General features: G+C 71.9%; 16 protein-coding genes. 5 read left to right on the forward strand and 11 right to left on the reverse strand.

Annotation, left to right across the window (positions count from 1 at the left end):
- Position 1: 1 nt before the first annotated feature.
- Complete coding sequence (locus tag KF837_07695; GenBank protein ID MBX3227179.1) at positions 2-2821, reverse strand: PilT/PilU family type 4a pilus ATPase; 2820 nt, start codon at positions 2819-2821, stop codon at positions 2-4.
- Positions 2822-2855: 34 nt separating this feature from the next.
- Between KF837_07695 and KF837_07700 the strand changes: the two genes are divergently transcribed.
- Positions 2856-5363, forward strand: coding sequence for an Hsp70 family protein (locus KF837_07700; GenBank protein MBX3227180.1), 2508 nt, complete (start codon positions 2856-2858; stop codon positions 5361-5363).
- Between the two features lie 339 nt (positions 5364-5702).
- On the opposite strand, the gene KF837_07705 is transcribed toward KF837_07700, so the two are convergent.
- The 7 genes from KF837_07705 to KF837_07735 form a co-directional block, all read right to left on the reverse strand.
- Complete coding sequence (locus tag KF837_07705; protein MBX3227181.1) at positions 5703-5852, reverse strand: hypothetical protein; 150 nt, start codon at positions 5850-5852, stop codon at positions 5703-5705.
- A gap of 267 nt (positions 5853-6119) precedes the next feature.
- Complete coding sequence (locus KF837_07710) at positions 6120-6779, reverse strand: TetR/AcrR family transcriptional regulator (protein ID MBX3227182.1); 660 nt, start codon at positions 6777-6779, stop codon at positions 6120-6122.
- On the reverse strand, positions 6757-8325 hold the full coding sequence (locus tag KF837_07715) for an aldehyde dehydrogenase family protein (protein MBX3227183.1): 1569 nt from the start codon (positions 8323-8325) through the stop codon (positions 6757-6759). The genes KF837_07710 and KF837_07715 overlap by 23 nt, the downstream gene beginning before the upstream one ends.
- Positions 8326-8482: 157 nt before the next feature.
- Entirely contained in the window at positions 8483-10504 is a 2022-nt protein-coding gene (locus tag KF837_07720; protein MBX3227184.1) for a 3-oxoacyl-ACP synthase, read from the reverse strand.
- Positions 10501-11283, reverse strand: coding sequence for a hypothetical protein (locus tag KF837_07725; GenBank protein MBX3227185.1), 783 nt, complete (start codon positions 11281-11283; stop codon positions 10501-10503). The genes KF837_07720 and KF837_07725 overlap by 4 nt, the downstream gene beginning before the upstream one ends.
- Positions 11284-11361: 78 nt before the next feature.
- Positions 11362-13608, reverse strand: coding sequence for a beta-ketoacyl-[acyl-carrier-protein] synthase family protein (locus KF837_07730; protein ID MBX3227186.1), 2247 nt, complete (start codon positions 13606-13608; stop codon positions 11362-11364).
- Positions 13605-13871: a hypothetical protein gene (locus KF837_07735; GenBank protein MBX3227187.1), complete on the reverse strand. Its 267-nt coding sequence runs from the start codon at positions 13869-13871 to the stop codon at positions 13605-13607. Before KF837_07735 ends, KF837_07730 begins: the two co-directional genes overlap by 4 nt.
- A gap of 65 nt (positions 13872-13936) precedes the next feature.
- Here KF837_07735 and KF837_07740 point away from each other — a divergent pair, with 65 nt between their 5' ends.
- Complete coding sequence (locus KF837_07740; protein ID MBX3227188.1) at positions 13937-14731, forward strand: enoyl-CoA hydratase/isomerase family protein; 795 nt, start codon at positions 13937-13939, stop codon at positions 14729-14731.
- A 6-nt stretch (positions 14732-14737) separates the two neighbouring features.
- Here the strand turns inward: KF837_07740 and KF837_07745 are convergent, their stop codons facing one another.
- Positions 14738-16039, reverse strand: coding sequence for a hypothetical protein (locus KF837_07745; GenBank protein ID MBX3227189.1), 1302 nt, complete (start codon positions 16037-16039; stop codon positions 14738-14740).
- A 16-nt stretch (positions 16040-16055) separates the two neighbouring features.
- Complete coding sequence (locus KF837_07750; protein MBX3227190.1) at positions 16056-17525, reverse strand: flavohemoglobin expression-modulating QEGLA motif protein; 1470 nt, start codon at positions 17523-17525, stop codon at positions 16056-16058.
- Between the two features lie 57 nt (positions 17526-17582).
- Between KF837_07750 and KF837_07755 the strand changes: the two genes are divergently transcribed.
- Positions 17583-18392 (forward strand): MOSC domain-containing protein, encoded by an 810-nt coding sequence (locus KF837_07755; GenBank protein ID MBX3227191.1) that lies wholly within the window; start codon positions 17583-17585, stop codon positions 18390-18392.
- Here the strand turns inward: KF837_07755 and KF837_07760 are convergent.
- Positions 18389-19288: an AAA family ATPase gene (locus KF837_07760; protein MBX3227192.1), complete on the reverse strand. Its 900-nt coding sequence runs from the start codon at positions 19286-19288 to the stop codon at positions 18389-18391. The genes KF837_07755 and KF837_07760 overlap by 4 nt on opposite strands.
- A gap of 197 nt (positions 19289-19485) precedes the next feature.
- Between KF837_07760 and KF837_07765 the strand changes: the two genes are divergently transcribed.
- Together KF837_07765 and KF837_07770 are read left to right on the forward strand one after the other, a co-directional pair.
- Positions 19486-19755, forward strand: coding sequence for a hypothetical protein (locus tag KF837_07765; protein ID MBX3227193.1), 270 nt, complete (start codon positions 19486-19488; stop codon positions 19753-19755).
- A 4-nt stretch (positions 19756-19759) separates the two neighbouring features.
- Entirely contained in the window at positions 19760-20785 is a 1026-nt protein-coding gene (locus KF837_07770) for a flippase-like domain-containing protein (GenBank protein ID MBX3227194.1), read from the forward strand.
- Positions 20786-20846: the final 61 nt, after the last annotated feature.

The following is a 20846-nucleotide window of genomic DNA, read 5'->3' on the forward strand; positions in this document are numbered from 1 at the left end:
TTCAGCTCCCTCCGAAGAGCCGCGAGCGGAGCGGCTGCGTCGACGCCGGCGGCTGCGGCGCGGCCGAGGGCTGCGGCTGCGCGGGCGGCGGCGCGAACGCGGTCTCGAAGGCCTTCTTGTCGTTCGCCTTGAGCCAGCCCTCGTCCTTCGTCACGAGGCCCTCGCGGACGAGGCGGATCAGCTCCGCGTCCATCGACTGCATCCCGAGATCGCGTGAGCTCTGCACGATGTTCGGGATCTGGAACGTCTTGCCCTTGCGGAGGAGCGCGGCGACGGCCTCGGTGTTGACCATCACCTCGACCGCGAGCGCGCGGCCCCTGCCGTCGGCGGTGCGGACGAGCTGCTGGCAGAGCACCGCGCGGAGCGTGTCGGCGAGCTGCGATCGCACCTGCGGCTGCTGCCCCGCGGGGAACGCGTTCACGAGGCGGTCGACGGTCGCCTGCGCGGAGAGGGTGTGCACGGTGCCGAACACGAGGTGGCCCGTCTCCGCGGCGGAGACCGCGAACGAGATCGTCGCGAGGTCGCGGAGCTCGCCGACGAGGATGACGTCGGGGTCCTGGCGCAGCGTGGAGCGCATCGCGTGCGCGAGCGATCCGGTGTGGGTGCCGAGCTCGCGCTGGTTGATGAGGGACTTGTGCTGCGCGTGGACGACCTCGATCGGGTCCTCCACCGTGACGATGTGCCGGCCCGAGCTCCGGTTGATGCGGTCGATGACGGCGGCGAGGGTGGTGCTCTTGCCGGAGCCGGTCGGGCCGCCGACGAGGACGAGGCCGTTCTTGAAGTCGCCGAACGTCCGCGCGATCGAGGGCAAGCCGAGCTTGTCCATCGCGGGGATCTCGTTCTTCACGATCCGGAACACCGCGCCGAAGCCGCGGCGCTCGGTGAGGATGTGCGCGCGGAAGCGGAGCTGGTGCGTCTTCACCTCGTGCGAGAAGTCGACGTCGGAGAGCTTCGCGAGGGTCGCGACCTGGAGCGGGGTGAGGTGCGCGAAGAGCATCGCCTTCAGCTGCTCGGCCGAGAGCTCGCCCTCGATCAGCGGCACGACCGCGTTCATGTGCTTCACCGACGGCGCGCGCTCCGGGATCAGGATCAGGTCGTCGGCGCCCATCTTCGCCATCGCGACGAGGAGCTGATCGAGCGCGCTCAGCGCGGACTCCACCTCGAGGGCGGCGCCTTGCACCTGCCAGCGCGCGAGGGCCTCGAGCGCGGCGCGGCGCACGCGCGGATCGTCGTCGGTCGCGAGCGCGCGGACCTGATCGCCCGCCGCGCGCGCGTCGAGCGCCGCGAGGCACCCCACCGCGGCGAGGCGCACGTCGGCGTCCTCGTCGGCGAGGAGGTCGACGACGGCGGGGATCGCCTCCGTCGCGCCGAGCTTCGTCAGCGCATGCAGCACCGGGACGCGCTCGAGCTCGTGGCGCTTCATGACCTCGAGGAGGTAGGGGATCGCCTTCTTGTCTCCGAGGTCGGCGATGGTGGAGATGGCCTGCTCCCGCACCCACCAATCCGGATCGTCGAGCGCGGTGCGGACGAGGACGCCGATCGCCTTCGGGTCGCGGAGCCGCGCGAAGCCGCCGATCGCGAAGCGGCGCACGACGTCGGAGGGGTCTTGCAGGATCGCGGCGAGGTGGCGCGCGAGGGTCGGCCCCGCCATCTCGACGAGGGTGTCCATCACGCGCTCGCGCACCCACCAGTCCTCGTCGCGGAGGAAGCGGAGCAGCTTGGGCGTGAGCTCGCCGTCGCGATCGCCGACGTTCTTCGCGACCTCGATCGCGATGCGGCGCACGTTGACGTCGTGGCTGCGGAGGAGCCAGATGACGACGCGCGCGACGTCGACCGCGCCGCTCGTGCCGAGGCGCGAGAGCACGTCGGCCGCGCGCATGCGGACGTCGAGGCGGCGGTTCGCGAGCGCCTCGAGCATGAGCGGGAGCGATCCCTCGTGCTTGATCGACTCCACCACGTCGAGGATGTGGAGGCGCATCGCCGACGGCCCCTCGCGGAACTTCCGGAGGAGGTACTCGAAGACCCACTCCCCGCTGTAGCGGCGGAGCGCGCCGATGATCGCCTTCACGAGGACGGGGTTCGTCGCGTCGATCCGCGCCTCGAGCGCGGCGAGGAACTCGCCCTCGTCCGAGAGGCCCGCGAGCGCGAGCGCCGCGGCGGCGACGATGCTCGGGTTCGGCCCGTCCATCGTGGCGGCGAGGACCTTGCGCGCGCCGGGCAGGTCCTTCGCCATGATCGTCGCGTCGCCGAGGAGGCCGATCGCGTGCTCGCCCTCGGCGGGGGAGCCGACCTCGATCGCCTTCGTGAGGAGCGGGATCGCGTGGTGCGCGGCCTTGCCGGCGACGACGTCCATCGCCTCGGTGCGTCCGCCGAAGCCGCGATCGGCGACGAGCTGCTGCAGGATCTCGAACGCCGACGGACCGACGACGGGCCGGAGCGCCTCCGTCGCGGCCCTCCGGACCTCGGGCTCCGGCGCGCCGAGGAGCGCGCACAGCTCGCCGTGGCGCTGGATGTTGTTCACGCGCGGCACGAGCGCGACGAGCGCGGCGCGGAGGCGCGAGTCGGCGGGACGGAGCGCGCGCACGAACGGCGAGAAGAGCTCCGGCGTGGCGCTCTGCGTGACGATGGCGGAGAAGGCGACGATGCGCGACTCGTGGCGGCGCATGTCCATCAGCGCGGCGGGGTCGAGCATCGTCGCGAGGAGCTTCTGGATCTCGGCGACCGGCTGCGCGCCGGCCTCCTCGACGAAGGCCGCGCGCTCCGCCTCCGACCCCCACGTCGCGGCGGAGAAACCCGTGTGGAGCTCTTTCGGTTTGAGCATGGGGGCTCGGCGGCGAGAGTATCATCGTCCCCGGATGGCGTCTGAACCGATCCTCGGCATCGATCTCGGCACCTCGAACTCGTGTGTCGCAGTGGCCACTTCGTCGGCGGGCGCCGTCGTGATCCCGAATCGAGGCCACGGCACGACGCCGTCGGTCGTCGCGATCGCGCCGGACGGCTCCATCACGGTGGGGCACGCCGCGAAGCGGCAGGTCGCGACGAACGCGGACAACACGTTCATCGCGCTGAAGCGGCTCATCGGACGGCGGTTCGACGAGCCGGAGATCGCGGCGCGCGCGGCGCAGGGTTTGTTCGAGAGCCCGAACGGGGACATCCGGGTCCGCCACCACGATCGCGTGTACGCGCTCGCCGAGCTGAACGCGCTCATCCTCGCGGAGCTGAAGGCGGCCGCGGAGGCGCACCTCGGGCAAGCGGTGACGAAGGCGGTCATCACCGTGCCGGCGTACTTCAACGACGCGCAGCGCAACTCGACGCGCGACGCGGGGACGATCGCGGGGCTCGAGGTGGTCCGCATGATCAACGAGCCGACCGCGGCCGCGGTCGCGTACGGCTACGGGCGCGGGCTCGACAAGAAGGTCGTCGTCTACGACCTCGGCGGCGGGACGTTCGACATCTCGATCGTGAGCTGCAAGGCGGACGGCTCGTTCGAGGTCCTCGGCACCGGCGGCGACACGCTCCTCGGGGGCGAGGACTTCGATCGCCTCATCGCCGCGTTCTTCGCCGAGCGCTTCAAGCGCGAGCACGGGTTCGATCCGCCGTCCGATCACGCGACCGAGCTCCGGCTCAAGCAAGCGGCGGAGGACGCGAAGACGCAGCTCTCGATGCGCGAGATCGTCGAGGTCGACGTCCCGCACCTCGTCGTGCACCCGGAGCGGGGGCCGCTCCACCTCCGCTGCACGCTCACGCGTCACGTCTTCGATCACAAGACGAAGAAGCTCGTCGCGCGCACGATCGACCTCACGAGGCAGGCGCTCGACGAGGCGAAGACGCCGATCGCGGAGGTCGACGATCTGCTCCTCGTCGGCGGCGCGAGCCGCATCCCCGCGATCCACCACGCGGTGACGGCGCTGCTCGGGAAGAAGCCGTCGCAGCGCGTGCACCCCGACGAGGCGGTCGCGCTCGGCGCCGCGCTCGTCGCGCACGGCCTCGGCGCGGGGGAGCGCTTCGCGGAGGGCGATCCGCCGCCGGTCCGCCTCCGCGACCGCACGCCGTACACGCTCGGCGTGCGCCTCCGCGGCAACCGGCGCGAGGCGCTGGTCCCGAAGAACACGCCGCTCCCCACGCGCGTGCGCCGCAACTTCGCGACGACGCGCGAGGGGCAGACGTTCGTCGACGTCGTCGTCCTGCAGGGGGAGAGCGAGGTCGCCGACGAGTGCACCTTGCTCGCCGACTTCCGCCTCGACGACATCCGTCCCGGGCCGCCGGGCGGCGTCTCGCTCGACCTCACGCTCGCGGTCGACGAGAACGGCGTCGTGTCGGTGACGGCGATGGACGTCGCGACGCAGCACGCGCAGTCGATCCGCATCCTCGCGTCGACGGACCTCTCGCGCGAGGACGTCGCGCGCATGGCGCAGGCCGCGCGGAACCGGCAGCCGGGCGCGCTCGCGGAGCCGGTCGCGCCGGTCTCGGCGCAGGACCTCTTCCCGGCCGACGAGCCGCCGTCGGGCCACATGCCGATCCACCTCGGCGACGCGAAGGGCCCGTCGCAACCGGCAGGCGTCGCGGTCTCGGGGGTCCCGGTCTCGGGGGTCTCGGTCTCGGGGGTCTCGGTCGTTCCGGCGAACGTGACGCAGCCGATCGTGCAGCGGCCGGCGCTCGCGACGAGCGTGACGCAGCCGATGCCGCAACGTCCGGGCACCGCGACGACGCAGCCGATCGTCCGCGAGGCGCGCCCCATGCGCCGCGACCCACGCGCCGAGGAGGAGGAGGACGACGCGCCGCCGCTCTCGGTGCCGCGGATCGACATGTTGTCGTCGCAGCCGAAGATCGACCCACGCATCGAGGTGAAGCCGGAGCCGCCGCGCTCCGGCGTGCCGACGGTGCCGTCGCCGGCGGCGAGCATCGTCGCGACGGAGGTCATGGCCGCGGCGGCGACGACGAGGTCGGCGGTGCCCACGGTGCCGTCGCCGGTCGCGGCCGTGGTGGAGCCGGCGCCGCGCTCGGGCACGCCGACCGTGCCGTCACCGATCGCGACGCTCGGCGGAGACCTGCCGCCGCTCGCGGCGACGCCGCCGCGCGTGTCGACGGCGGCGACGGCGGCGACGGCGGCGAAGCGCTCGTCGGCGAAGCCGGGCGGCTTTCGCGCGCAGCTCAAGCAGCTGATCGCGTCGTGCGAGGCGGCGGCGAGGACGGCGTCGGTCGCGCTCGCGAGCTCGGACTTCGCGACGGCGAAGGTCGAGGAGGGTCAGACCGCGCTGGCGCGTGCGCGCGCCGCCCTCACGAGCGAGGACGAAGCGGCGATGCGCGAGTGCGCCTTCGAGCTCGCGGGCATCGAGCAGACGCTGACGACGCTGCTCGCCTGAGCCCGCCTTCGCGTCGCTTCAGCAGTGGTTCAGCAAGAACCAGCCGACGATGAGGACGGGGGGAACACCCAAGAGCCACGCGAGACCATACTTCATGACGACACTCCTTCGAGGTTGATTGCCACGACCGCACACCGGCGATCGCACCTCGAACGAAGTGCATGACCTACGCCACGAACCCACACGCGAAATCCTAGGCAGTTCCCTGCTCGCGCTCGACGCGAAGATGCCTCACTCCGCGCCCCACGGGCGCTTCCTCGAAGAACGCGACAACCTCTCCCTCGTTCGCCGCGTCGGCCGCGTCGCGGGCGCCCCATCACGAGCGCTTCCTCTCGAACCTTAGCGACCTCGTGGTTGGATGCGGCGGAGGGGGCTCATCGGGCAGGCGACGGCGCCGACGGCGGGTGTGCCGAGGAACGCGAGGATGGCGAAGAGCGCGGCGGCGGTGCCGACGCCGCCGAGGGACGCGAACAGGTTGTCGAGAATCATTGCCTTACCCCTTCATTCCTCGAGAAGCTCGTCCTGGGAGCGCGCGTAGATTTCGGCCAACCGTCCGATTTGTCAACTGCTCGCGCTTCAGTTTTCCTCCGATGCCGGACGACGAGATCCGTTTCGGGGCACACAACATTTTGGAATCCATAGAAATTGTACCGATTGTTCGGATCCAGACGATTTCGCCTGACCGTCGCCGCGATGAGCGATCGCTCACATTTTCGATTTCGGACGATCGGTCGAAAAGAGCGGCGGCAGCGCGCCTCACTCCGTCGTGAACAGTCCCACGATCGCGAGCTCGATCGCGTGGAGGAGCTCCGTTTGCTGCGCCTCACCGAGAGGGTCGACCTCGTGCTGCAGCGCGAGGCCGTCGAGCATGCCGATGATGAGGCGCGGCACGAGCTCCGCGTCCACGCGTGGACGGATGCCGAGCGTGAGGAGGCTCGTGAGGCCGACGTCGATCATCTGGCGACGCGCGCGCGTGAGCGCTTCGCCGAGCGAGCGACGGAGGGCCGGGTCCTGGCGCGCGAACATGTGCAGCTCCGTGAGCGCGCGCATCTCGGCGACGCCCGCGCTGCGATGACGCCACATCTCCGCGAGCGCGCGGCGGACGCGCTCGAGCGGCGCGAGCTCGCCGCCGAGGAAGGCCGCGCGGACCCGCGCCTCCATCACCTCGCAGCAACGCGCGAGCACGCTCGCGAGGAGCTCGTCCTTGCTCTCGAAGTAGTACGCGATGCCGCCCTTGCTCGTGCCCGCCGCCTCCGCGAGCTCGGTGAAGCTCGCGCCGGCGAGGCCGCGGCGCGCGATGAGGTCGACCGCGGTCGCGAGGAGGTGCTCCCGCGTCGCCTCGCTCTTCTTGTACGGGATCCCCGCGCGGCTCGGCCGGCGCGCCCGCTTCTTCTTAATCGCTCGCGGGCTTGCCACTCTTCAGCTCGCCCATGCGCTTCGGCAAGATGCCGAGCAGCGCGAAGAACGCTCCGACGCGCGCGCCGATCGACTTCGCGCCGCCGCGGAGGAGCGCGAACGTGAGCGCGAGGCGCTTCAACGTCGGCGAATACGGGTACCACCACGTCTCGCGCGCGGCGCGGTTGCGATCGATGACGATCGCGCGCGGACGCGTCAGGTGCTCGAGCGCGAGCGGCGAGCCGGTGAACCCCCAGCCGCTCTCCCCCACCCCGCCCCACGGCAACGACGGGATCGCCCCCGTGAACGAGTGGTTGTTGATCGTCACGACCCCCGCCTTGAGGCGATGGGCGAGCTTCTCGGCCGCGCGCACGTCCTCCGTCCAGAGGCTCGCGGTGAGGCCGTAGCGCGAGGCGTTCGCGCGCGTGATCGCCTCCTCCGCGTCCGCGACCGGCGTGATCGGCACGACCGGCCCGAACGTCTCGTCGCTGATCAGCGCCGCTTCGTCGTCGTCGATCTTCACCACCGTCGGCCGCCAGCCCGTCTTCGTATCCTCCGACTCGACCGCCTCGCCGCCGGTGAGGATCTCCGCGCCCGCCGTCTTCGCCGCCTCGAGGTGGCGCTTCACGGTCGCCTGCTGCGCCTCGGTCGTGAGCGGCCCGACGTCCGCGCCGAAGCGGAGCGCCTTCGCCGCCGCGGCGACCTTCTTCGCGAGCTCGTCGGCGATCGATTTCACCGCGTAGACGCGCTCGACCGCGCCGCAGTTCTGGCCCGCGTTCATCATCGCGCCCCAGAGGATCCCGTTCGCGGCGCGATCGAGATCGGCGTCCGCGAGGACGATCGCGGCGTCCTTGCCGCCGAGCTCCACCACGCACGGCAGGAGCCGCTCCGCGCACGCGTGCGCGACCTTCTTCCCCGTCGCGGTGCTGCCGGTGAAGACGACGAAGTCGACGTCCGCGTCGACGAGCGCGCCGCCGACATCGCCGCCGCCCTGCACCACCGTCACGAGATCGTCGGGGACGATCCCCTTGAAGAGGTCGGCGATGAGCGCGCCCGTACGCGGCGTGATCTCGCTCGGCTTCAGCACGCACGCGTTGCCGGCGATGAGCGCGGGAACGATCGTGCGGAGCGGCAGGGCGAACGGGAAGTTCCACGGCATCACGAGGCCGATGACGCCGCGCGCCTCGCGATGGATCCACGCGCGCTTCTTCGGGTACGCGAGCGTGTCGAGCTCGGCCTCGAGCGGCTCGAGCTCCTCCGGCGCGATGTCCGCCCAGTACACCGCGACGTCGGCGCTCGCGAGCACCTCGCCGAGCAGCGCCTCGACCTCGGGCTTCCCTGTCTCGTCATGGATCAGGCGACCGATCTCCTCCGCCCGCTCGAGGATGCGCTTCTTCACCTTCGCGACGTCGCGCGCCCGGCGCTCCGGCGTGATCGCCGCCCACTTCGCCTGCGCGGCGCGAGCGCGCTCGACGGCCTCCGCGACGTCGTCGGCGGGAGTCGCCTCGACAGCGGAGAGCTCCTTGCCCGTGGCGGGGCTCGTCAACGGGAAGACTCCGGCGGTCATGCGGCCGCACTATACATCAATCATCGTCGGGGGCTTTGCCCCCGACACCCCCACCCCAGACACGGCCCTCGCGCGCGCTCGGGGCGCTTCGCGCCCGCATTCGCGGCCGCTTCTGGGGCCCCGGCCGGGAGCTCACATCGGCGGCTCGCTCTCTCGACTACATCCAGCGAAGGGTGATGGTGGCGCGGCCGCCCCACGGCACGGAGGTCGCGAGCTGCGCCGGCGTCGCTCCGACCAGCGGGAGCAGCGCACGGTGCGCGCTCATCGGCGGGAGCGCGGCGGGGAGCGCGGGCGTGGGCGTGGGCGTGGGGCCGTACTCGACGGTCCAGTCCTCGAGCTCCGCGTCCGCCGGGGTGCTTTGCACGAGGAGCGCGACGGCGCCGCTCGCCGTGCCTCGTGCGAGCCGCGCGGACACCTCGCCCGCTTCGTCCGCCGCCACGACGACGATGCGGTCGGCGACGCGCGCGCGCACGAGGTCCGCGGCGACCGCGATCGCCTCGAGGCCGCCGTGTGGGCCGCCGCCGACCGCGAACGCGGGACCGTCGAGCCCGAACGCAACGGCACACTCGCCCGCCGCCGCGTTGGGTGTCGTGTACGGGAAGCGCCGCGGCTCGGGCCGCGAGAGCCGGGCGAGGAAGCGCGCGTTCGTCTCGATCGTGGCCAGACCGAGGCCGACGACGATCCCCGCGCCGCGCAGCGATCCCGTCCGCGCCTGCAACGCCGCGACCACCGCCATCGACCACCGCACGAGCTCGTCCGCGCGCGCGATGCGATCGACCGCATACCCCGTCTTCGCCGCAAGACGCGCCGGCTCGAGCTCGACGACGTCCACCGCGACCGCGCGCGTGGCAAACACACGTCGCCGCCCCCGCGTCATGCGCATCGCGCCCGCCGGTAGAGCGGGCTCGGGAGGTGGCGGCGGGTGTGGTGTGTCGGGTCGAGATGCCGAGACGCCGTCCTCTGCCGGGTCGAGCGTCACGACCAGCGCTGCGTTCGCGCCGCCGAACGCCGACGCGAGCTTGAGCGCGGTCCGCGCCGAGCTCGACGTCGCGACATCGTGGAGGTGCGCTCCAGGCTCGACGTCGCCATCGCCGTGCGTCGCGGGTATGAGACCGCGCTCGAGCGCATCGATCGTCGCGAGCGTCTCGAGAGCCCCCGCGGCCCCGAGCGTATGGCCGATCGTGCCTTTGAACGAGAACGCGGGCACGGTTCGGAGGCTCGCGAGCGTGCTCGCTTCGGCCGCGCTGGCGAGGCTCGCGAGCGCGCGCGCTTCGGCCGCGTCGTTCTGTGACGTGCCGGTGCCATGCGCGCTGACGAGGCCGAAGGAGGGCGCGCCCGCATCCTCGAGCGCACGACGCGCAGCGCGCGCGAGGCCGGCGCCGTTTGGCTCCGGCGCGGTGAGGTGATGCGCGTCGCACGTCGCGCCGAAGCCCGTGATCCACGCGCGCGCGTCCTCGGCGGAGCGGGCGCGCGCCAGCGCGACGACGGCGGCGCCCTCGCCGAGCGCGAGACCGTCGCGATCGCGACGAAAAGGACGCGGTCCGCGCTCGCCGCAGGTCGCGCGCAGACACTCGAAGCCCGTCGCGACGAACACGCTCACGGCGTCGAAGCCCCCCGCGAGGACGAGGTCGCAACGATCATCGTCGAGCCACGCGCGCCCGAGCCCAAGCGCGATCGCGCTCGACGCACACGCCGCAAGGACGATCGACGCCGGCGCAAACACACGCGCAGCGGCGAAGCTCACCGCCGCGACCGGCCCCGCGTAGGTCGCCGCGACGCCCGCCGCACGCGCCTCGAAGACCGGCGTGCCTCCCGACGTAGTGCTCGCGTCGACGGAGCGCACGCCGCCCAATGCTTCCGTGGTGCTCGCCTCGAAGGTGCGCATGCCGCCGCTCGATGTGCCGAGCGCGAGGCCGACGCGCAGCTCGCGCCAACCGGGGCGGACGCGATCGAGCATTTGCATACAATCCGCGAGCGCCGCGTCGAGGAGCAGCGTCGCGCGGTCGGCCGTGCCGGAGATGTCGGCGCGGGCGCAATACGGCCGGCGGAGGCCCGCGGCGGAGAGCTCCTCGTCGCGACGGACGCACGTGCGCTCGCGCTCGGAAGAGACGCGGAACGCCGCGTCGCCGCGGCCCAGCGCGGAGATGGCGCCGTAGGCGACGACACCCGCGGCGCTCAAAGCGGCGTCCCCTTTTCGTCTGGATCGAGGAATGCGGCAGGATCGGGTTCATCGGGTGATACGTCTTCGATGAGGACGTCGACGCGGACCCCGATCGCCGCGTCGATGTAGCGCGCCTGGCGCCGCGGCCGTGGCGCCGGGCTCGGGCTGAGCCACTCCACGCCGTCGACGCGTCCGTCCTCGGCGCGGCGGATCGCGAGGAGCCGCTCCGCGTTCGCGCGCAGCTCGATCACGCCGCCGTCGTTCTTGAACCAGAGCGTGCGCTCGTCGGCGGCGGTGCTCTGCGTGTAGAGGAGCTCACCCGCGATCGGCGCGAGGAACCACCACCGCACGAACCCGACCGGCAGGCCGAGCGCGTCGCCGAGGTCGCGCCCGCCACGCCGCTCGATGTGCGCCGCAGGGATCGAGACACGCCAGCGGTCGGGCGTGATCCAGAGATCGAGCGCGGTCGTGCCGCCGGGGCCGAGGAGCACCATACGCGCCGCCTGCCCGGGATGCACCGCGACCGCACCGCGCGCCTGGACGACCTTGCCGCTGCGTGGGTCGAGGACCGCGACGCGCACGCGCTCGACGTACGGGCGCACGGGGACCTCGCGCTGGAGCGCGACGAAGTGAGCGCGCGCGTCGTTCCACTCGGCCTGCGTCGGCTCCGGCGGGACCTCCTTCACGCGCGGATCGCCGTTGATGACCGTATACGGGCTGTGCCGGAGCGCGGCAGGAAGCGGCCGGCAGCCACCGAGCGCGATCGCGCCGACCACGACGACACCACGCCACCTCACGACGCCACGCCACCTCACGACGCCGCCTCACGCACGCCGCGCAACCTCACGGCGCCGCCTCACGCACGTCGCGCAACCTCACGGCGCCGAGACCGTTCCGGCGTAGGAGCATCCGCGCGCGGTGCCGGTGAAGGCCGCGCGCTGGACGTCGCCGCGCGCGACCATCGCGACCGCGACCGCGACCGCGATCGCGCCCACCGCCTCGTGCGCGCCCGCGCTCGCGCACGACACGCGGCGAACGGAGGACCAGGGCGCGGGGATCGGCGTCACGTCGCTCGCGGACACGACCACGTCGGCCGCCGGCAGCGGCGGCGCGGCGTCGCCATTCCAGGACCACACGCCGTCGAGCCGCGCGAGGACGGGTTCGCTCGTGCCCTCCGCCGCGAGCGCGATCGCGGCGCCGCCTTCGCCGCGCGCCTCTCCGCCAGCGCCACCGAAAATCGCAGAAAGAGCGCCTTCGACGATCGCGCTCCGCTCCTCCACCGCCGCCGCACAAACGCGCGCGACCTCACCGCTCGCGACGAGCTCCCATGCCTGCGCGAGCGCGCACTCCCCCGACGCCGCGAGGTCCGCGACGACGAGCGCGGGCCCGCCGAGCCCGAGGTAGATCGAGCCGTAGCCCGCGGGCGAGCTCGGCACGAGGCTCGGAAAGTCCGCCGGCCGGACGAGCCGCGCGCCCTTGTCGCGCAGCCGCCGCATGAAGTCCGCGGTCCCGTCCACCGCCCCGAACGCGACGCCAAGCACGAGCGCCGCCTCGCGCGCATCCCCCTCGCCGGCGCGCCGTTGCTCGCGCGGCTCCGCCGTCCGCGGTCCGACCGATGCCAGCGCCGCGACCGCGCCTGGCGGCTCCGCCGTCCGCGGCTCGACCGAGGCCGCGACCGCGCGTGGCTCCGTCGGCGGCGACGCCACCCCCGCGCCTGGAGGCGCCAGCGCCGCGTCCGCGAGGACGGCGCCGAGGCGTGAGGTGCGATCGAGTCGGCGGGCGCGCTCGGCGTCGAGCGCGTCCGCGGGGAGCGAGACCGTGCGCTCCTGGGACGTGTGGCTCGGAAGGGTCGCGACGTCGGGGCCACGAAACATCCCTACCGGGGAAATCGCCGCAACCCCCGTCACGACGACGCCGCGCGGAGGCGGCGGCGCGGGCGCGCGGCGAGCCGCGGCGCCGAGCACGAGGGCGGTGTCCATCCCGCCGAAGCCGAACGAGCTCGAGAGCGCGACGCGCACGGACCGCTCCTCCGCCGCGCGGACGTGACGGAGCGCACACGCCGGATCGGGCTCGACGAGTCCGCCGGTCGGAGGCACGACGCCGTCCACGAGCGCCTTCGCGGTGAGCACCGCCTCGATCGCGCCGGCCGCGGCGAGCGTGTGGCCGAGCATCCCCTTCTGGCTCGAGACCGGCACGCGCGCGAGGTCCGCGCCGAAGACCGCCGCGAGCGCGCGCGTCTCCATCGGATCGTTGAGCGGCGTGCCCGTCCCGTGCGCGTTGACGTAGTCGACGTCCGCCGGCGCGACGCCGGCGCGCGCGAGCGCGGCGCGCATCACGGCGGCGGGGACGGCGCCGCTCGCCTCGGGGTTCGTGATGTGGTGCGCCTCCGAGCGCGCGGCCCAGCCGAGCAACGTGCACTTTGCACGTTGTGTCTCCTCGGCGCGCTCGAGGACGACGAAGCCCGCCCCTTCCCCCAACGTGAGGCCGCGTCGCGCCACGTCGAAGGGCCGCGCCCCCGCGGGATCGAGCGCGCCGAGCGCGTTGAAGCCGGCGACGATCACGCGACAGAGCGCGTCCGCCGCGCCGGCGAGCACGGCGTCGACGAGGCCGAGCTCGAGCCACGTCGCGCCGACGAGGATCGCGTTCGCGCCGCTCGAGCACGCGCTCGACAGCGAGCGCGCCCGCGCGAACGGACCGAGCTCCGCGACGAGGCGATCGGTCGGCGCGCTCAGCGGGTGCGTCAACATACGGGCCAGCGCGCCCTCGCGCTCGGCGCTCCCCGCCGGCGCCTCGAGCAGCGTGGCGAGGATCGACTCGGTCTCGAACATCCCCGCCGTCGTGCCGCCGACGACGAGGCCCACCCGCCGCGCGCACACGTCGAGCCCCGCGTCCTCCAGCGCCTCGCGCGCCGCGAGCAACGCGAGCTCGCTCGTCCGCGACTGCCCGGCCGGCGCCACGAGCCCGCTCACCTCGGCGACGAGGCGGCACTTCACGTCGCCGGGATCGAAGAGCGTGAGCTCGCGGAGCGCCCGCTCGCCTGCGCGGACCGCGTCCCACGTCGCCGTCGCGGTCCGCCCCAGCGCGGTGACGGCGCCGAGGCCGGTGACGGCGATCGTGGTCACTGGGCCTTCGAGCGCTCGATGAACTCGGCGAGCGTCGCGACGGAGCGGAAGATGGGCCGGGCCTCGTCGCCTTCGGGCACGCGGACGCCGTAGTGCTCCTCGACGAGCATCGCGATCTGGAGAGCGTCGAGCGAGTCGAGGCCGAGGCCACCTTCGCCGAAGAGGGGCCCATCGTCGGCGATGGTCGCCGGATCCTTCCCTGCGAGGTTCAGCTCGGACACGAGGAGACCCTTGATTTCACGGAGGAGAGCGGGGCTCGGCATCGAAGGAAAGGGGCCCCGCGTACCACGGCCGAACGGCCGGCACAAAGCGATGGTATGACGCGGCCATGGGCACGCTCGTCAACTACATGACGGAGAAGGGTGTGGCGATCCTCACCCTCAACGATCCTCCGGTGAACGCCTACAGCTACGAGATGCTGAAGGAGCTCGACACCTGCATCCTCGAGGCGCGCTTCGACAACGACGTGCACGCGATCGTCCTCACGGGTCACGGCGACAAGTTCTTCAGCGCCGGCGCGAACATCAACATGCTTCGCGAGGCGGACACGACGTTCAAGTACTACTTCTGCCTCCACGCGAACGAGACGATCAGCCGCCTCGAGCAGACACCGAAGCTCTGCATCGCGGCGATCAACGGCCACTGCGTCGGCGGCGGCCTCGAGATCGCGCTCGCGTGCGACCTCCGCATCGCGCGCCGCGGCGAGTACCAGCTCGGCCTCCCCGAGGTCGCGCTCGGCGTGCTCCCGGGGACCGGCGGCACGCAGCGCCTCGCGCGCCTCGTCGGCAAAGCGCGCGCGATCGAGATGATGGTCGAGGGCGCGAAGATGAACGTGCAGAGGGCGTGCGAGCTCGACGTCATCAACAAGGTCTGGCAAGCGGAGTCGACCGACGAGTTCCTCCGTCAGGTAGTCGACTACGCGCGCGGCTTCTGCCCGCCGAGCGGCGCCGCGCTGGCGGTCGGCCGCATCAAGCGCGCGGTCCAGACCGGCATGGAGGTCGGCCTCGAGCAGGGCCTCGCCTTCGAGCGCGAGCTCCAGGCCGAGCTCTTCGCCTCCACCGACGCCAAAGAAGGCCTGAACGCCTACGCCGAGAAGCGAAAGCCCCAGTTCCGCGGGCGCTGAGGGCGCTCAGCCCACCTCGAGGAGCTCCGTGAAGGTCGTCGCGACGGCGGCGCGTTTGATCCAGGTGTCGAGGGTGGCGGTGTCGGCGTCGTCGATGCGGGTGCTGTCGCCTGGGCCGAGGGTGATCGAGCGCGCGTCGAGGATCGCGCGGAGGGCGGCGCGCTTGCCGCGGAGCTCCGCGAGGGCCTCCTTCGGCGGGGCGGTCGCGGACGCGACGACGGCTGGCGTCGGCTCGACGAGGATGCCCGCCGCGAAGAGGTACTCGATGAGCTCCGGCGCGAGCTCGATCCCCTCCTCCTTCGCGAGGCGCTGGAGGTTCTCCGCGAGCGTCTGCTCCGGCTTGAAGAGGCCGACGACCTCGTAGAGCTCCTTGTCGAGCGCGAACGAGTCGAAGCGATGGTACGTCGTGACGACGACCTGCCCGCCGACGTGCTGCTCCTTCATCCGCGCGTTCTTGACCAGGGTCGCCGGCAGCACCTTGTTCTCGAGCTTCGAGTACGCCGACACGACCCCGTCGTAGAGCTTCTTGCCCTCCGCCGAGTCGTCGATGTTCGTCTTGAAGTCGGCACGCGGGACGAACTTCGTCACCCACTCGTACGTCTTCCGGTACCACTCCTCCTCGCGCCCGACCCACTTGCCCCACCACGCCGCGTAGTCCGAGCGCTTCGGCGGCGCGTCGTCCATGTCCTCCGGCGTCATCTGGAGGTTCTTGAACTTCGGCTCCTTCACCTTCGGATCGACCGCCGCCGCGGCCGCGCGCGCGAGCACCCGCTGCACGAAGAAGAGGTAGTCCTTCAGCGCGGTCCAGAAGTCGTAGCCGCGCTGGCCTGCCTCGTACTTGCAGTAGTACGTCATGCAGACCGCCTCGCGATGGCGCCAGATCGTGCACGCGTATTCGGGCGACTCGCTGTTGTAGTACGGGCACAGGAGCGACCTCGCGCGGCCGAACGAGTCGGCGTAGTTCGACATGAGGAAGGTCATCTTCCGCGGCCGCGTGAGCGAGAGCGGGAGGGTGCCCTTCCGGTCGGCGATGACCTCGCGGACGCGCCGCTTGCCCTCCGCCATGTCCGCGCCCTCGTCGGCGAGGATCGCGCCTACAAGGTAATTCGGTAGTTGCGGGAAATACGTGCAACACTTCGTCGCGTCGAGGAAGTAGTCCATCGGCACCGGCGACGCCTGCCCGTGGTTGCACATCGCGCACTCGTGGCACGTCGCGCGCGTCTCCTTCACCTTCGGCTTGTCGAAGAAGTCGGAGACGAGGGGCTGGATGACGGGCGGGAGCACGCCGCGGATCGTGTCGTCGGCCATTCGGCTCCCCTCCTGCTCAGCCCGCGCGGGCGAACAGCTTGGCGTAGTGGTCGCTGATCGCCTGCCCGCCGAGGCGCGCGAAGAAGGTGGAGTACGCCATCCAGATCGCCATCGCGTTGAGGTCGCGGAACATCGGCGGCAGGTAACGCGGCGGCCGCACGACGCCGTCGTTCACGCGCCGGGCGAGGACCGGCACGTCCTCGTGCGCGACCTTGCCGACGAAGAGGTACGGGATGAGGTCGGCGCGGTTGTGCTGGATCGCGCTCTGGATGAACGCGTAGTTGAGGACGATGCCCTTGCAGTAGCAGGCGTCCTTCGTGAACGGAGCGCCGCCCTCCACCACCCCGCCGCGGAAGATGCGGCGCGTGTTGTGGAAGCACTCCTCCTCGTCGTAGCCCTCGGTGCGGAACCACTCGAAGACCTCGAGGAAGCTCGCGCCATCCTCCGTCTTGTCGACCGCGAGCACGCGATCGTTCAGCCGGCGCGCGCGGCGCGGATAGGTGCGGAAGGTGAAGATCTCGCAGAGCGCGGCGAGCCCCTCCTGCACCGTCGTCGTGCGCGGCGGGCCCTTCGAGAGCCAGCGCGCCACGGTCTGGCCCTGGCCGTTCAGCGAGGTCGCGACGTGGACCCAACCCTCGTGCACCTCGAGGATGTCGATGTCGCGCTGCGAGAACATCGCGCCGGAGCGGACCTTCACGTAGTCGCTCCCCGCCGCGGCGTCGCTCAGGATCGTGTCGTCGACCTCGACGCGCACCGCGGCGTCGCCGAAGTACTGCGTGAGCCGCTGGTTCAGCTCCGCCGCGGCGTCGGCAGCGGTGATGTTGCGCTCGTAGCTCGTGCCGAGCGCGGTCTCGTCGATGTTGGTGAGGATCTCGTAGAGGAGGTGCCCGAGGTCGCGCAGCGTCGCGACGCCGTCGGGGAACTTGTCCTTCGGCGAGCCGTAGAGCTTGCGCGAGTACGCGTAGAACACCGGCGTGCCGCGGGCGGCGAGCATGCGCACGACGTCGCGGTACTCGAGCGCGGTCTTGCCGAGGATCGCGCCGATCGCGTCGGACTCGCCGAGGTCGCGGTCCACGTCGCGCGCGATCTCCTCGAACACCGCGACCTTCGCCGCGGCGTCGAAGCCGAGCTCGTTCCGGTCGTAATAGGACGCGTCGACCTTCGGCAGCTCGCGGTAGCGGCTCTTCTTGAACTGCTCCTCGATGTCGTTGCCCCAGCGCACCGCCTGGAGGACGCGGATCTCCTTCTGCGCGTCGACGATGCGCTGCGCGATGCCGGCGACGATCTCCTTGTACGAGCGCCACGGACCCGCGGCCGGGAGCGGGGGGATCGACGGATGCCGCGGCTCTTCCGCCTCGACGGCGGTGGGTCGCGACGGACGCGGCGGCGGGACGCTCCCGCTCTTGGCAGCGGCGCCGTTCTTCCTCGGCTCCTCCGACTCCTTGCCCTTGCGACCGCTCTCACCGGAAGACGCACGGTCGGCCATCACCGCTCATTTTTGCACCTCAGGGCCCTCCTTATCCAGCAAAATGACGCAAATTTCGTGTCCACACCTCGAGTAGCTGCGCTCTACATCTATCCGCTGAAGGGCGCGCGCGCGATCGCGCTCGAGCGATCCGACGTCCTCCGCGGCGGGCTCCGTCACGATCGACGCTTCATGGCGCTCGACGCCGGCGGCAAGTTCGTCACGCAGCGCGAGCATCCGAAGATGGCGCTCGTGACGACCGCTATCGAGGGAGGTGAGCTCGTGCTCTCGCTCCCGTCGGGCACGCGCGCCGCCGTCCCGCTCGACGCCGCGGGGCCGCGCCGCACGGTGAAGGTCTGGGACGACGAGGTCGTCGCCGTCGACGTCGGCGGCGCGGGCGCGGCGCTCCTCTCCGATCACCTCGGGCAGCGCTGCGCGCTCGTGCGGATGCCGCCGGAGACGATCCGACAGGTCGATCGCGACTACGCCCGCGAAGGCGATCGCGTCGGCTTCGCGGACGGCTACCCCGTGCTCGTCGCGTCCCTCGCCTCGCTCGCGGACTTGAACGCGCGGCTCGCGACGCCGGTCGGGATCGATCGCTTCCGCGCGAACGTGATCGTCGACGGCGCGGAGGCGTGGGCGGAAGAAGGCGCCCGCGTGCGCATCGGCGACCTCGCGCTCCGCACGCCGAAGCGCTGCTCCCGCTGCCAGGTCATCACGATCGACCAGACCACCGCGGCGACGAGCAAGGAGCCGCTCCGAACGCTCGCGACGTTCCGGAAGGAGGGCAACAAGGTGAACTTCGCGATGAACGCGATCCCCGACGCGGAGGGATCGATCGCGATCGGCGACCCGGTCGTCTTCGATTCGTTCGACCCGCTTCGTTAGCTGACCGACGCGACGACCTTCTGCAGCACGTCGGTGTCGCGCACGCCCTCGGCCTCGGCGCGGTAGCTCATGACGAGGCGGTGGCGGAGGACGGGGACGACGAGCGCGCGGACGTCCTCGACGTCGGCGGCGGCCTCGCCGCGGAGGGCGGCGCGGGCCTTCGCCGCGAGGACGAGCGCTTGCGAGCCGCGCGGGCCGGCGCCGAAGCGCACGTACTCCGCGACCTCGCGCGGGACGGAGGCGGCGTCGCCGCGATCGCGCGGGCGCGTCGCGCGTCCGAGCGACACCGCGAGCTGCACCGCCGCGTCGGTCACGGGGATGCGCGGCACGAGCGCCTGGAGCGCGCGGACGTCGTCCGCCTCGAGGACGCGCGGCACGGTGCCGATGTCCGAGCTCGTCGTGCGCCGCGCGATCTCGCGCTCTTCGTTCTCGGACGGGTAGTCGACGTGGATCTCGAGGAGGAAGCGATCGAGCTGCGCCTCGGGGAGCGGATACGTGCCTTCCTGCTCGATCGGGTTCCGCGTCGCGAAGACCTGGAACGGATCGGGCAGCGCGTGGGTGCGCGTGCCGACCGTCACGCGCCGCTCCTGCATCGCTTGCAGCAGCGCGGCCTGCGTCTTCGGCGGGGTGCGGTTGATCTCGTCGGCGAGGATCAGGTTGTGGAAGATCGGACCGGCGAGGAAGCGCACGCGGCGGTGCAGCTTGCCCTGATCGTCCTCGTCTTCCTGCAGGACGTCGGTGCCGGTGATGTCGGCGGGGAGGAGGTCGGGCGTGAACTGGACGCGGCCGAACGACAGATCGAGCGCCTCGGCGAGCGACGCGACGAGCAAGGTCTTCGCGAGGCCGGGGACGCCGACGAGCAGCGCGTGGCCGCGCGCGAGGAGCGCGACGAGCATGAGGTCCACGACGTCGACCTGCCCGACGACGCGGTGCCCGATCGCCTCGTGGAGCGACTTCCGTGCTCCCGCCGCGCGGCGCAGGAGCTCGACGTCGCTCGCCGGTCGCGTCTTCTCTTCCTCGCTGTTCACTCGGCTTTCCTCCCACGGGGCGGGCCGACCTGTCAAAGGCAGACGTTGCGACCGCGCGCGGGCGCGTGTACACGCCGGTCTCCGCCATGCAGGTCGCCGCCGCCAGCTCCGCGCCTCCGCCGCCCGCGGCTCCGACGGCGACGGAGCTCGTCACGCGGCCCGAGGCCGGCATCGCGCGCGGGAAATGGGAGGCTCCGGCGTGGGCCTTCTGGGCGATGCTCGGGGTCATCCTCGTCTTCTCCGGCGGGTACGTCCTACGGCGGATGGGCTTCTTCGCGCGGGCGAAGCCGAAGGACTCGAACGTCCCGCCGCCGTCGCGCGGATCGCGCAGGTGACCGCGTGCAGGGGTTCGTAAGGAAGGTCCTCATCGCGATGCTGCTGGGCGTCGCGGTCTACGGCGGGTTCGCGGTGTATCGCGGGCTCGACAAGATGGGCGAGGCGCTGAGCCACTTCGACGCGAGCGCGTTCGTGCTCGCGTGCGGGCTCGCGTTCGCGAACTACGTCATCCGCTACTTCAAGTGGGAGTTCTACCTCGCGCGCCTCGACATCCGCGGAGTGAAGAAGGTGGACAGCTTCTTCACGTTCCTCTCCGGCTTCGTCCTCACGGTGACGCCGGGCAAGGTCGGCGAGGTCTTCAAGTCGCTCATCCTCTTCGAGACGTACGGGGTCGCGATGACGCGGACCGCGCCGATCGTCGTCGCCGAGCGCGCGACCGACGTCGTCGGGATCGTGCTCCTCATCATCTTCGGCGCGACGGTCGGCTTCTCGGGCGGCCTGCTCTGGGCCGGCATCGGCGCGTCGCTCGTGCTCGTGCTGCTGCTCGTGGTCGGCAACCGCCGCCTCTCGCTCGCGATCATCGGCCTGATCGGCAAGCTGCCCGGTCGTTTCGGCAAGATGGCCCCGAAGCTCGAGGCCGCGTACGAGAGCCTCGCGACGATGCTCGCGCCGCGGAACCTCTTCGTCCCTTCCCTCCTCAGCGCGGTGGCGTGGATGATGGAGTGCCTCGCGCTCTGGGTCATCCTGCGCGGCTTCGGCCAGAGCACGAGCGTCGCGCTCTCGACCTTCTTCTACGCGACGAGCACGCTCATCGGCGCGATCGTCCCGGTCCCGGGCGGCCTCGGCGTGACGGAGAGCGCCCTCCTCGGGCAGATGACGGAGCTCGGCCACGTCGAAGCGAACACGGCGACGTCGGCGATGATCCTCGTGCGGTTCGCGACGCTCTGGTTCGCGGTCGTCGTCGGCTTCGTCGCGCTGACGCTGATGAAGCGCCGCTTCCCGAAGCTCCTCGCCGACGACAAGAAGACGGCGATCGAGGCCGGCGTGGCGGAGGCAGCCTCGGCGGCGCCGCTCGACGCCGAGCGCTAGCCTGGCGCGCGGCCGTGGATCCTGAGCAATCCAGGCACGCGGACATAGGCTTCTAAGTAAT

It is taken from the genome of Labilithrix sp., assembly GCA_019637155.1.
Taxonomy (GTDB): Bacteria; Myxococcota_A; Polyangia; order Polyangiales; family Polyangiaceae; genus Labilithrix.

What these genes read in the sequence shown, in the direction of transcription:
- KF837_07740 (MBX3227188.1), top strand. Translation starts at nt 13,937, where the DNA reads ATGGGCACGCTCGTCAACTACATGACGGAGAAGGGTGTGGCGATCCTC.
- KF837_07695 (MBX3227179.1), bottom strand. Translation starts at nt 2,821, where the DNA reads ATGCTCAAACCGAAAGAGCTCCACACGGGTTTCTCCGCCGCGACGTGG.
- KF837_07700 (MBX3227180.1), top strand. Translation starts at nt 2,856, where the DNA reads ATGGCGTCTGAACCGATCCTCGGCATCGATCTCGGCACCTCGAACTCG.
- KF837_07705 (MBX3227181.1), bottom strand. Translation starts at nt 5,852, where the DNA reads ATGATTCTCGACAACCTGTTCGCGTCCCTCGGCGGCGTCGGCACCGCC.
- KF837_07750 (MBX3227190.1), bottom strand. Translation starts at nt 17,525, where the DNA reads ATGGCCGACCGTGCGTCTTCCGGTGAGAGCGGTCGCAAGGGCAAGGAG.
- KF837_07735 (MBX3227187.1), bottom strand. Translation starts at nt 13,871, where the DNA reads ATGCCGAGCCCCGCTCTCCTCCGTGAAATCAAGGGTCTCCTCGTGTCC.
- KF837_07715 (MBX3227183.1), bottom strand. Translation starts at nt 8,325, where the DNA reads ATGACCGCCGGAGTCTTCCCGTTGACGAGCCCCGCCACGGGCAAGGAG.
- KF837_07760 (MBX3227192.1), bottom strand. Translation starts at nt 19,288, where the DNA reads ATGCTCGTCGCGCTCCTCGCGCGCGGCCACGCGCTGCTCGTCGGCGTC.
- KF837_07745 (MBX3227189.1), bottom strand. Translation starts at nt 16,039, where the DNA reads ATGGCCGACGACACGATCCGCGGCGTGCTCCCGCCCGTCATCCAGCCC.